Source organism: Alistipes sp. i18-0019-D1 (assembly GCF_042852885.1).
Taxonomy (GTDB): Bacteria; Bacteroidota; Bacteroidia; order Bacteroidales; family Rikenellaceae; genus Alistipes.
This window is the reverse complement of record NZ_AP031424.1, coordinates 3738946-3751230: the sequence shown is the minus strand read 5'-3', so window position 1 is coordinate 3751230 and position 12285 is coordinate 3738946. Positions and strand designations below refer to the sequence as shown.

Sequence of the window (12285 nt, the reverse complement as noted above, 5' to 3'; positions counted from 1 at the left end):
CCAAATTCCGGAATTGTTTGCCTGGTGTCCGGTATGTCGGCGCAAAAATACGATTTTTTCGCCGATATGCTATTTAAACGAAGAAGTTGGGCGAATATGATGCCGGAATGCCTATTTTTGTTCATACGGAGGCTATTGGCGTCTTTCCGGAGGACGGCGTACGGCTTTTCGGAACGATGCTGCGGATTTTCTCCGGGAAATCGTATCTTTGCACCTATGAAAACAATTCTACGCATCTTTCTCGCATGCGCACTGTTCTGCGCCGCCGGCGTGCGTGCGCAGCAGACGCCGCCTTCGGGCGCGGCGCTTATCGCCGTCAGCAAGGAGTCGATGACCCTCGCGGTCTACGATTTCAACAGCCGGCTGTTGGCCGTCTACCCCGTCGCCTGCGGCCGGGCGCTGGGCAACAAGGAGAAGCCGGGCGACATGAAGACACCCGAAGGGCTTTTCTCCGTCCAGCAGATTCAGGACGCGAGGGCGTGGACGCACGATTTCGGCGACGGCAAGGGGGAGATCAGGGGGGCCTACGGTTCGCATTTCATCCGTCTGAAGACACCCGGCCACCGCGGCATCGGCATCCACGGAACCCACGACCCCGCCTCGATCGGCACGCGTGCGACCGAGGGGTGCATCCGGCTGAACAACGGCGATCTGCTCGAACTGGTGAAAAAGTATGTTTACGTCGGCATGCCGGTCGTGATCCTCACCTCCGAGGCCGACAGCGCCGTGCCCTGCCGCCTGCCCGCCGCTGCCAAGACCGGACCCCGGCCGACGGTGCAGCCGAAGTAAGGGATCCCGTCCGTCCGCGGCGCTCCGGACTGTCGCCGAAGCGGGCGACGGGCGGCTTTTCAGGCCGGGAGCAGAATCGAGAATCGGCTGCCGCGGCCGATTTCGCTCTCGACCGAGATCGTGCCGCCGTGCGCCTCGACGAACTCCTTCGAGATGGCAAGCCCCAGCCCGCTGCCCTGCACCTTGGTTCCCGGGACACGGAAATAGCGCTCGAAGATGCTCTTGTGGTAACGCGGGTCGATGCCGCGCCCGAAGTCCTGAACGTAGATTTCGACCGCCTTTTCGCGCTGTACGGCGCCGACGATGATGCGCGACCGTTCGGGCGAATGGTGGATGGCGTTCGACAGCAGGTTGGTGATGACCCAGGCGATCTTCTCGTTGTCGACGAAGAGTTTCGAGATCTTTTCGGGATAGTCCACTTCGACGAAACAGCAGAACCTTTCGGCCAGCACCTGCGTGGCCTTTACGGCGTAGTCTATCAGTTCGATAGGCTTGGTTACTTTAGGTATCAGTTTAAGTTTGCCGGTCTCGATCTGGGTCATGTTCAGCAGTTCGCCCGTGATCGAAAGCAGGCGGTCGCTGCTCTCCTTGATGCTCGTGACGAGCTGTTTCTGCTCGCTGTTCAGCGTGCCCAGCCGGTCGTCGCCGAGCAGCTGCAAGCTCATCAGGATCGACGAAATCGGGGTTTTCATTTCGTGCGAGACGGTCGAGATGAAGTTGGTCTTGGCGGAATCCAGCTCCTTGAAGCGGGTGATGTTGCTCAAGACGATCAGGTTGCCGACGAACTGCTGTTCGCGTCCGCCGACGGGAGTGATGTAGAGCGGCGTGTTCTCCACCTGGAAATAGCTCTCCTTGTTGTCGGCGTAGATTTTCAGCGGCTCCTCGTCGGCGCCCTTCTTCGTGTCGTTCAGCCCCCGGACGAGCCGCCGCAGCAGGTCGTTCGACAGCGCCACTTCGGCGGCGTCGCGCCCCACGGCGTCCTCCCGGAGGTTCAGCACCGAGAGCGCCTCGCGGTTCATGAAGAGGATTCTGCGGTCGGGACCCAGCCCCACGATCGGTTCGTGCAGCGTGTCGACAATCGCTTCGATGCGTTTCTTGGCGGTCATCAGGTCGTCGAGCGAACTGCGGCGGTATTCGTCGAGCTTGGCGGCCATGTCGTTGAACGACTCGGCGACGGATTCGAACTCGCGGTTGCCCGGGAAATCGAGCCGTTCCCGGTAGTTGTGGTTGGCGATCTGGGTGATGCCCTTTTTCAGGGCGTCGATCGGCCGCAGCACCGACTGCGGGAACCAGACGAGGATGCCCCCGGCGATCAGGGCGCAGAGCGCGGCGACGGCGATCAGCCACCACATGGCGTAGTCGGCGCGCTGCTCCACCCCGGCGCTCTTGGCGCGGATGGCCGCCATGTTCAGCTCCATGATCCGGAACAGGTCTTCGCGCACGGTCCGGATTTCGGCTTCGGTGACCGGGTCGCTCAGCGAGGCGACGTGGCGTTCGAGCGCCGCGGTGGTCTCCTTCTCGCTGATCTCGGTGATGTTCTGCTGTTGCAGGGCGAGGTTTTCGCGCAGGGCGTGCCGCGATATGGAATCCTGCCCGATGTCGTTGAGCGACCGCAGCATCTCTCCGGCGTATTGCAGCGAGTTGTAGTTGTCGGCGAGGATGGTTCCCGTCGCCCGCGACAGCTGGCGGACGTAGCTGACCGACTGGATGCCCAGCAGCAGGATCATGGTGAAGAGGATGCCGATGCCCAGGGTGATTCTCCTTTGTATTCTCATGGCTTATGAAAAAATGAAAAGGTCGATGTTCATGCGCGACAGCCGGACGGTCAGACGCCGCAGGCGGATTGCGCTTTTCAGCAGCGAAAATAGTGAAAATTCGGGACGCCCGACGCAGACGATGTTTATTTTTTGCTCCCGGCACAGTCCGGCGATGCTCTCCACCGGGGCGTTCGAGCGTATGCGGCGGGCCTCGCCGCCGAGTTCCGTGGCCAGGTTCAGGTTGTTGATCAGGTAACGCTGCCGGGCCAGCGGAATGCGGTCGTCGGCCTCGCGGTCGCCCTGCACGTAGAGCACCGTGAAGCCGGCGTTCAGATGCGTGGCCATGCGCGCCGTCTTGCGGATGACCCGCCGGGCGCGTTTCTCGGAGGAGTCGATCACCGCCAGCAGTTTGTCGCGCCGGAAGGTTTCGGAACCGGTCACCTCGCTGTCCACCTTCTTCTCCACGCGCAGCGCCACCTCTTTCAGCGCCAGTTCGCGCAGTTGCAGCAGGTTGTCCTGCGTGAAGAAGTTGCCGAGCGCCGCGGCGATCTTGTCGGGCCGGTAGATCTTTCCGGCCTTCAGCCGCGCGATCAGTTCGTCGGCCGTGAGGTCGATGTTCACCACCTCGTCGGCCATCGCCAGCACGCTGTCCGGGACCCGCTCGCGGATCTCGATGCCCGTGATCTCCTCGACGACCTCGTTCAGACCCTCGATGTGCTGGATGTTGACGGCTGAAATGACGCTGATCCCCGCGTCGAGAATCTGCATCACGTCCTGCCACCGCTTGGGGTTTTCGCTCCCCTCGATGTTGGTGTGGGCCAGTTCGTCCACGACGACGATCTCGGGGTGGAGACTGACGATGGCCTGCGTGTCCATCTCCTCCAGCTCCTTGCCTTTGTAGAAGAGCCTGCGGCGGGGCACGAACGGAAGCCCTTCGGCGAGGGCTTCCGTTTCGGCGCGGCCGTGCGTTTCGATGTAGCCGATGCGGACGTCGACGCCCGCATCGAGCAGCTGACGGGCCTCTTGCAGCATGCGGCAGGTCTTGCCCACGCCGGCGCTCATGCCGATGTAGACCTTGAACTTGCCGCGGTGCGAACGCCGGATCAGTTCCAGAAACCGCTGAACGCTGTCCTGCTTTTCCATCGGTTACATCCGGAAGGAGATGCCTCCCACAAAGTTGACGTCGTCCAGGGCCGGATTCCAGATCAGGTTGGTGAAAACGCCGACCGACATCGAATCCGTCCCTTTGATCTTCCACGATTTTCCGGCATTGAGGAAGACGTTCTGCACGCAGAATCCGCGGTCTCCGGTGAGGTAGGTCGCGGCGGCGTTCCAGGGGACCATGCCCACGCCGGCCTTCATGTCGACGGTCTTCACCGTGAACGGGCAGGCCGCCTCGAAATACGAGGCATAAGCGCGCTCGCCCTTGTCGTTCACGTCGGCCGCGCCGAAGAGAACCGTGTACCACGACAGCGTGACGGGGACCTTTTCCGAAACGACCCAGCTGGCGCCCACCTCGATGCGGTGGGGCGAGTTGCTGCCGACGGCAAAATAGCGGTCGTCGGCGTGTCCGGTCCAGTAGAGGTCTGCCACCGAAAGGGTCACGGGTCCGAGCGAGTAGGCCAGCGTGAGGTCCATCTCCTTGTAGGTGCTGTCGAAATCGACCGAACCCCAGGCCGTCGCCGAGAAGTTTCCGGCACTCATCGTCAGCGTCGGCTGGAAGGCCGGGCCGCTTTCGCGGACGCCGCGCCATACGTAGGTGCTTACCAGGTCGGTTCCGCCCGAGAATTTCACCCCGCGCTCCCGGGCGCAGAGGTCGGCGGTCAGGAAAATGGCCAAAGCGGCGATCAGAATAAATATCCAGCGTTTCATCGTTTTATTGATTTTCATGGTTTGCGATTAGTTTTCGTTCAGTTCTTCCAAAGCGACGTTCAGGCGCAGCACATTGACCTTCTCCGTACCGAAAAGTCCCAGCCACGGTTTTCGGGTCAGCGAGTCGACCAGGTGCCGTACCGTAGCGATGTCCAGTCCGCGGGCCTCGGCCACGCGGCGCACCTGCACCTGCGCCCCGCGGGGCGAGATGTCGGGGTCGAGTCCCGAGCCGCTGGCCGTGACCATTTCGGCGGGAACCTCCGCGCGGGTGAGGTAGGGATGCGCCGCGAGGAAGTCCTGCACGCGCTGTTCCACATCGGCGAGGTATTCGGGGTTGGTCGTAGCCTTGTTGCTGCCGCCGGAACCGCCGCCGTTGTAGTCCACGGCCGAGGGACGGCCCCAGAAATAGCGGACATCGGTGAACTGCTGCCCCACGTTCGCCGCGCCGACGACCTTTCCGTTGAAGGTCACGACATCGGCTTCACCGCCGTTGGGACCTGCGACGGCCGAGATGCCGCGCAGTACGAGGACATACCCCACGCCGAGCAACAGGCACATTGCCAGCGTTATTTTGAGTGAAATCCAGAGGTTTTTCATAGTTGAAGCAATGCTTTAGAAAAATACACTTATTAACATGTCTATCAGTTTGATGCCGATGAACGGGACGATCACGCCGCCGAGTCCGTAGATGAAGAGGTTGCGGCGCAGCAGGGCCGAGGCCCCGATCGGTTTGTAGGTCACGCCGCGCAGGGCCAGCGGGATGAGCAGCGGGATGATCAGGGCGTTGAAGATCACTGCCGAGAGGATGGCGCTTTCGGGCGAATGGAGGTGCATGACGTTCAGGGCGCCGAGCGACGGAATCGAGGCGATGAACAGCGCCGGGACGATGGCGAAGTACTTCGCGACATCGTTGGCGATGGAGAAGGTCGTGAGCGTGCCGCGCGTCATGAGGAGCTGTTTGCCGATCTCGACGATCTCGATCAGCTTCGTCGGATCGTTGTCCAGATCGACCATGTTGCCTGCCTCCTTGGCGGCCTGCGTGCCGCTGTTCATCGCCACGCCCACGTCGGCCTGCGCCAGCGCCGGGGCGTCGTTCGTGCCGTCGCCCATCATGGCCACCAGTTTGCCGGCCCGCTGTTCGCGGCGGATGTATTCGAGCTTGTCCTCCGGCCGGGCCTCGGCGATGAAGTCGTCGACGCCGGCCTTCTCGGCGATATATTTGGCGGTGAGCGGATTGTCGCCTGTGACCATCACGGTCTTCACGCCCATCCGGCGCAGCCGCTCGAAGCGTTCGCGGATGCCCGTCTTGATGATGTCCTGCAACTCGATGACGCCCGTGATCCGTTCGTTTTCGCAGACTACGAGCGGCGTGCCGCCGTTTTCGGAGATGGTGCGCACGGTGGCTGCGATTCCGGACGGGCAGGGGTTTTCGTGCTCGGCGGCGATGCGGAAGATCGCTTCGGCGGCTCCCTTGCGGATGCGGCGTCCGTCGGGCATGTCGACGCCCGAACACTTGGTTTCAGCGGTGAATTTCACCATCCGCACGCCGACCATCGCCACCGGGTCGGTGCGGACCCCTTCGGCGGCGCCCAGCTCCACGATGGATTTGCCTTCGGGGGTCGGGTCGGCTTCCGACGAGAGCACGCACATGCGCACGAAAGCCTTGGGGTCGGTTCCTTCGGCGGGATGGAAGCGCGTGGCCTTGCGGTTGCCGATGGTGATGGTGCCCGTCTTGTCCAAGAGTAGCGTGTCGATGTCGCCCGCGGTCTCGACGGCTTTGCCCGATTTGGTGATGACGTTGGCCCGCAGGGCGCGGTCCATGCCGGCGATGCCGATGGCCGACAGGAGGCCGCCGATGGTGGTCGGGATCAGGCAGACGAACAGCGAGATGAATGCCGCGACGGTGATGTTCGCGCCCACGTAGTCGGCGAAGGGCTTGAGTGTGGCGCAGACGATGACGAAGACGAGCGTGAAGCCTGCCAGCAGGATGGTCAGCGCGATCTCGTTGGGTGTCTTCTGGCGCGAGGAGCCTTCGACCAGGGCGATCATCTTGTCGAGAAAACTCTCGCCGGGCCGGGCGGTGACTTTCACGAGGATGCGGTCGGAGAGCACCTTCGTGCCGCCCGTGACGGAGCTTTTGTCGCCGCCCGCCTCGCGGATCACCGGGGCCGATTCGCCTGTGATGGCGCTCTCGTCGATCGAGGCGAGGCCCTCGACGATCTCGCCGTCGGCGGCGACGGTGTCGCCCGCGCCGCACTCGAACAGGTCGCCCTGTTTCAGTTCGGAACTGCTGACGATGTGCGACTGCCCGTCGGGTTCGATGCGTTTGGCGGGGGTTTCCTCGCGGGTCTTGCGCAGCGAGTCGGCCTGCGCCTTGCCGCGGGCTTCGGCGATGGCCTCGGCGAAGTTGGCGAAGAGCACCGTTAGAAGAAGCACGGCGAAAACCACGAGGTTGTAGAGCAGCGAACCCTGCGACGTGTTGCCCGTCACGGCGATCCAGACGATCAGCAGCAGCATGGCGAAGGTGACGGCCTCGACGGTGAACATGATCGGGTTCTTGATCATCTGCCTCGGGTCGAGCTTCGTGAACGAAGCGCGGAGGCTCCGACGTAGCAGGACAGGGTCGAAAAGCGAGTTATTTCTGTTTCGTTTCATAGCGGTAACATGGTTAGAAAGTGAGGTAATCGGCGATGGGGCCCAGCGCCAGTGCGGGGAAGAACGAGAGGGCCGCGACGATGATGATGACGGCGAAGGTCATCAGCGAGAAGGTTCCCGTGTCGGTGCGGAGCGTGCCGGCGCTCTCGGGAATGCATTTCTTCGAGGCCAGCAGTCCCGCGATGGCGACCTGTCCCACGATCGGGAAGTAACGGCCCATGATCAGCGCGATGCCCGTCGAGATGTTCCAGAACGGCGTGTTGTCGGCAAGGCCCTCGAAGCCCGAGCCGTTGTTGGCCGCCGAGGAGGTGTATTCGTAGAGCATTTCGCTCAATCCGTGGAACGAGGGGTTGTTCAGCCACCCTATTTCGGGGTTCGCGGCGGCCACGGCGGCCGAGATGCCCGTGCCGACGAGGATCAGGAAGGGGTGCATCAGCACGACCAGCGTGGCGATCTTCATCTCGCGCGCCTCGACCTTCCGGCCGAGGAATTCCGGCGTGCGGCCCACCATCAGCCCGCTGATGAAGACGGCGATGATGAGGAATGCGAAGTAGTTCATCCACCCCACTCCGACGCCGCCGAACCAGCAGTTGATCTGCATGTTGAGCATCTGGAGCATGCCGCTCAGAGGGGTCTGCGAATCGTGCATCGAGTTGACCGAGCCGTTCGATGTGACGGTGGTCGTCATGCCCCACATGGCCGAGGCGGCCGAGCCGATGCGGATCTCCTTGCCTTCCATCGAGCCGAGGTCCTGCGCGATGCCCATCTCGTCGATTTGCCGGCTGCCGCCCGTCTCCTGCCAGACGGAGAGGACGACGCCCGCGGTGTAGGCCAGGAGCATCACACCGAAAATCCATGCCGCGAGCCTGCGGCGGCGCGTGTAGAACCCGAAGGCGAAGACCATCGCCATCGGCAGGATCAGGATCGACCAGCATTCGAGGATGTTGGTGAAGGCGTTGGGGTTTTCGAGCGGGTGTGCCGAGTTGGTTCCGAAGTAACCGCCGCCGTTGGTTCCCAGCTGTTTGATGGGCACGATGGCCGCCGTGGGGCCTTGCGAGATGACCTGCTCGGCGCCTTCGAGCGTTGTGAGCGTCTGCTTGCCGTCGAAGGACATCGGCGTGCCGTTGATGACGAGCAGGATGCCGACGACGAGCGACAGCGGCATCAGGATGCGCGTCACGCTCCGGGTGAGGAACACCCAGAAGTTGCCGATGGTCTTCGTCGTTCTGCCCGCCAGCGCCTTCATGATGCCTGCCATGGCGGCCATGCCGCAGGCGGCCGTGACGAACTGGAAGAGCATGATGACGAACAGCTGCGTGAAGTAGGACAGACCCGTTTCGCCGCTGTAATGCTGGAGGTTGCAGTTGACCATGAACGAGATGCAGGTGTTGAACGCCAGGTCGGGCGACTGTCCCGGGTTGCCGTCGGGATTGAGCGGCAGCCAGCCCTGGAAGACCAGCAGCAGCATGCCCCAGAAGAACCAGAAGAGGTTGACCGTCAGCAGGGCCTTGAGGAACTGTTTCCAGTTCATCTCCTGTGCGGGGTCGATGCCGCAGAACTTATAGATACGGCGCTCGACGGGAGCCATGAAATCGAGCCACGTGCGCTCGCCGCGGTAGACTTTGGCCATGTAACGCCCCAGCGGGTAGCAGAGCGCCACCAGAAGGGTCCATTGCAGAATTACGCCTGAAATTTCGGTATTCATCGATTCAGAATTTTTCGGGTTTTACGAGCACGTACATCAGATAGACGAATCCGAGGATGCTCAAGATAAGGAGACTCGTAAACATAAGACATCAGATCTTTTCGAACCAATCCACACATTTGAAATAGAATCCGTAGCACAGCGCACCCAGGGCGCAGAGCAGCAGGAACAGCATGATTTCATTCATCTCTTCGTTTTTTTGAATTAGACATTTTTTTCACGAACCCGCACAGCATCAGGTCCAGCAGCAGCATTGCGCCGCAGAAAATCAGTATGAGGATAACGATTGCCATTTTGCCGTCGGGTTTTGTTGCCCGTAAGCATACGAAGGGGGTGCCGGAATTTTTGTTCCGGATTCAATGTGTTGAAAAATAGCTGTTTATCGGTTTGCTATGCGTGCCGAAAAAGAGGGCCGCCCTATCAGAATGATAAGGCGGCCCTCTCGGAATGAGACGGTGCGGGGGCTATTTCACCCCGTAGCCGTCGAGTTTTCGGTACAGCGTGGCGATGCCGATGCCCAGCAGGCGGGCGGCTTCGGCCATGATCATGCTGCGTTCCACGGCGTTGCGCAGTTCGCGGACGTTGCCGTGCCACGTGTGGCGTTCGAGAGCGGCGATGTAGCCGGCGTCGATCGAGTCGATGCGGCGCCCCATTTTGTCGGCGAACTGCGCCGCGAAGACGCGGATGTATCCGGCGATGTCGCCGGGACGTTCGCGCAGCGAGGGAAGGTGGATGCGGAACACCGAGAGGCGGAAATAGAGGTCCTCGCGGAAATTCCCGGCGGCGATCTCCTTTTCGAGGTCGCGGTTCGTGGCGGCGATCAGGCGCACGTCGACCCGTGTGGGACGTGTTTCGCCGATCTTGATGAATTCGCCGCTTTCGAGCACCCGGAGCAGTTTGGCCTGCAACTCGACGGGCATCTCCCCGATCTCGTCGAGGAACAGCGTGCCTTTGTCGGCCTCCTCGAAAAGTCCTTTCTTGTCCTTGGCGGCGCCCGTGAAACTGCCGGCCCGGTGGCCGAACAGTTCGCTTTCGAGCAGTTCGCGCGAGAAGGCCGAGCAGTTGATCGCCACGAAAGCCCCCTTCGCGCGGCGGCTGGCGTGGTGGATGGCCTGTGCGAAGACCTCCTTGCCGGTTCCCGTCTCGCCGGTGAGCAGCACCGAGGTGTCGGTGACGGCGACCTTGCGGGCCAGGTCCACGGCCCGGCGCAGGACCTCCGAGTCGCCGACGATCCGGTCGAAGGAGTGCTCTTCGGAGAGTTTGTTCTCGATGCGGGTCAGCCGCCGCTGCATTTCGGCCTTTTCGGCCGCCCGGCTCAACAGGGGCAGGATCTTGTTGTTGTCGTCGCCTTTGGTGATGTAGTCGAAGGCGCCGTTCTTGATGGCCTGCACGCCGTCGGGGATATTGCCGTAGGCCGTCAGCAGGATCACTTCGGCAGCGGGTGCGGCCTCCTTGATGCGGGCCACCATTTCGACGCCGTTGCCGTCGGGCAGCTTGACGTCGCACAACACCACGTCGGGGTCGTACCGGCGGAGCATTTTCAGCCCCGAAGCGCAGTCCGGAGCCTCGGCCACCTCGTAACCTTCCAGCCCGATGATCCGTGCCATCAGCCGCCGCAGCTGCTCTTCATCGTCGATAATCAGAATTTTCGCCATGTCGTTCGCTCGTTCCGTTCTTTCGGGCAAAGGTAAGACATTTTCGGCTTGCGCCGTTACGGCATGACCAGATTCTGGTGTTTTTTGAATAGCCGTGGCCCCGGATTTCGGGCCGGAATCGCGTAATTTGTACCGATTAAACTAAAGAGAATACGCGATGAATAACAAAACCCTGCTGTTCTGCCTTCCGGCAATCCTGGGCGCGCCGTTGTTCGGGGCGCATGCTTCCGGCAAGGAGACACCCGAAGACGACGGCGAAAAGACCGGGCGTCCCAACGTGCTTTTCCTGTTGACCGACGATCAGACGTTCAACACGATCCGGGCGTTGGGAAATACCGAAATTCATACCCCGAACATGGACCGGCTCGTGCGGCGCGGCGTGGCATTCACCCAGACCCATGTGATGGGCGGTCTGAACGGCGCCGTTTCGCAGCCCAGCCGCGCGATGCTTCTCACCGGGCGCGGCCTGATGGACGTGCACCGCAACGGCGGCTTCATTCCCCAAGCGGAGAAGACCTTCCCGGAGGTGTTCCGCGAGAACGGTTACACGACCTTCGCAACCGGGAAGTGGCACAGCGACAACGCCTCGTTCAACCGTTCGTTCTCCACGGGGGCGAACATCTTTTTCGGGGGAATGCATCCCTACGGCCGGAACAACGAGCTGGGTCACCGGCGGCCTTACCTCCACCAGTACGACCCTGCGGGCGATTACAACGACAGGAACGGCGCATGGGCGGATGCGTCGCCCGAAACATTTTCGTCGAAACTCTATGCCGACGCCGCCATCGGATTTCTGGAGGCCGAAGCGTCGTCCGGCGACCCGTTTCTGATGTACGTGGCGTTCACCTCGCCGCACGACCCGCGCAACGTGCTGCCCGGCTACGGGCGCAAATACGCCTCCGCGGAACTGTCGATGCCCGCGAACTTCGTTCCGCAGCACCCCTTCGACAACGGCGACCTCAACGAACGCGACGAAAAACTGCTCCCCACGCCCCGCGTCCCGGAGCAGGTGCTCGCCGAACGAGCCAATTACTACGGCATGGTCAGCGAGGTGGATTTCCAGATCGGGCGCATTCTCGACGCCCTCGAAAAGAGCGGCAAGGCCGCTAATACGATCATCGTCTTCACGTCGGACAACGGGCTTTGCGTCGGCGAGCACGGCCTGCTGGGCAAGCAGAACCTGTACGAGGCGGCCGTGAGGATTCCGATGGTGATCTGCGGACCCGGCATCCCGCAGAACACCGTGCGCGACGCCTACTGTTATCTGTACGACCTCTACCCCACGCTTTGCGGCCTGGCGGGCATCGAGGTCCCGGCCACCGTGAAGGGTGTTTCGCTGGAGGAGACCCTGCGCAACCCCGAAGCCGGAAAACGCGAGGACATTCTGCTGACCTACATCAACCTCCAGCGGGCCATCAAGAAGGACGGTTTCAAACTCATCCTCTACAACGTCGACGGACAGCGGCATCCGCAGTTGTTCGACCTCAAGGCCGACCCGATGGAGATGAAGAACCTCTACGACGATCCCGCCTACCGCGAAAAGCGCGAGGAGCTGACCGGGCTGCTCTATGCCCGGATGAAAGCCGCGGGCGATTTCTGCGACCCCGCGAAACCTGACTGGGGCTATCCCGGAAAACTGGACTGGAAGCAGGTGGTGCAGGTGAATCCCTGACGCCCGCAAGCCGCGGAAAACCCGAAAACGGGGAATCTGGAAAAACGGGTTCCCCGTTTTCGTTTTGAAAGCGGCGATATTTTATTATCTTTGGGGCCGTAACGACACTTTTTGGTCGGGAGGCTCTGCCGGACCGGACACGATCCGGTTTTGCATCCATCCGGCTTTTTTACGATCTTT

General features: G+C 61.8%; 10 protein-coding genes. 2 read left to right on the top strand and 8 right to left on the bottom strand.

Translation table 11 applies throughout. The features are described from left to right. Positions 1-216: 216 nt before the first annotated feature. Entirely contained in the window at positions 217-789 is a 573-nt protein-coding gene (locus tag ACGHP5_RS15670; RefSeq protein WP_290531930.1) for a L,D-transpeptidase, read from the top strand. A gap of 59 nt (positions 790-848) precedes the next feature. On the opposite strand, the gene ACGHP5_RS15665 is transcribed toward ACGHP5_RS15670, so the two are convergent. The 8 genes from ACGHP5_RS15665 to ACGHP5_RS15630 all read right to left on the bottom strand — a co-directional run bounded on the left by ACGHP5_RS15665 (position 849) and on the right by ACGHP5_RS15630 (position 10433). After that, on the bottom strand, positions 849-2564 hold the full coding sequence (locus ACGHP5_RS15665) for an ATP-binding protein (protein ID WP_337772181.1): 1716 nt from the start codon (positions 2562-2564) through the stop codon (positions 849-851). Positions 2565-2567: 3 nt separating this feature from the next. Continuing rightward, positions 2568-3689 carry a sensor protein KdpD gene (locus tag ACGHP5_RS15660; protein ID WP_295900700.1) on the bottom strand — a complete coding sequence of 374 codons (1122 nt, stop codon included), beginning with the start codon at positions 3687-3689 and terminating at the stop codon, positions 2568-2570. Between the two features lie 3 nt (positions 3690-3692). Further along, positions 3693-4436 (bottom strand): hypothetical protein, encoded by a 744-nt coding sequence (locus ACGHP5_RS15655; protein ID WP_337772178.1) that lies wholly within the window; start codon positions 4434-4436, stop codon positions 3693-3695. A 9-nt stretch (positions 4437-4445) separates the two neighbouring features. Then, complete coding sequence (locus ACGHP5_RS15650; RefSeq protein WP_337772176.1) at positions 4446-5015, bottom strand: K(+)-transporting ATPase subunit C; 570 nt, start codon at positions 5013-5015, stop codon at positions 4446-4448. Between the two features lie 15 nt (positions 5016-5030). Beyond that, positions 5031-7073: a potassium-transporting ATPase subunit KdpB gene (gene kdpB / locus ACGHP5_RS15645; protein ID WP_337756819.1), complete on the bottom strand. Its 2043-nt coding sequence runs from the start codon at positions 7071-7073 to the stop codon at positions 5031-5033. 13 nt (positions 7074-7086) lie between these two features. Further along, positions 7087-8778 carry a potassium-transporting ATPase subunit KdpA gene (gene kdpA / locus ACGHP5_RS15640; protein WP_337658017.1) on the bottom strand — a complete coding sequence of 564 codons (1692 nt, stop codon included), beginning with the start codon at positions 8776-8778 and terminating at the stop codon, positions 7087-7089. A 4-nt stretch (positions 8779-8782) separates the two neighbouring features. Then, a complete protein-coding gene (locus ACGHP5_RS15635) occupies positions 8783-8863 on the bottom strand; it encodes a potassium-transporting ATPase subunit F (protein ID WP_015546182.1) in 81 nt (26 codons plus the stop codon). Positions 8864-9242: 379 nt separating this feature from the next. After that, positions 9243-10433 (bottom strand): sigma-54-dependent transcriptional regulator, encoded by a 1191-nt coding sequence (locus ACGHP5_RS15630; RefSeq protein WP_390567635.1) that lies wholly within the window; start codon positions 10431-10433, stop codon positions 9243-9245. Positions 10434-10590: 157 nt separating this feature from the next. Between ACGHP5_RS15630 and ACGHP5_RS15625 the strand changes: the two genes are divergently transcribed. Beyond that, positions 10591-12105, top strand: a complete 1515-nt coding sequence (locus tag ACGHP5_RS15625; RefSeq protein ID WP_337756821.1) for a sulfatase-like hydrolase/transferase — start codon at positions 10591-10593, stop codon at positions 12103-12105. Positions 12106-12285: the final 180 nt, after the last annotated feature.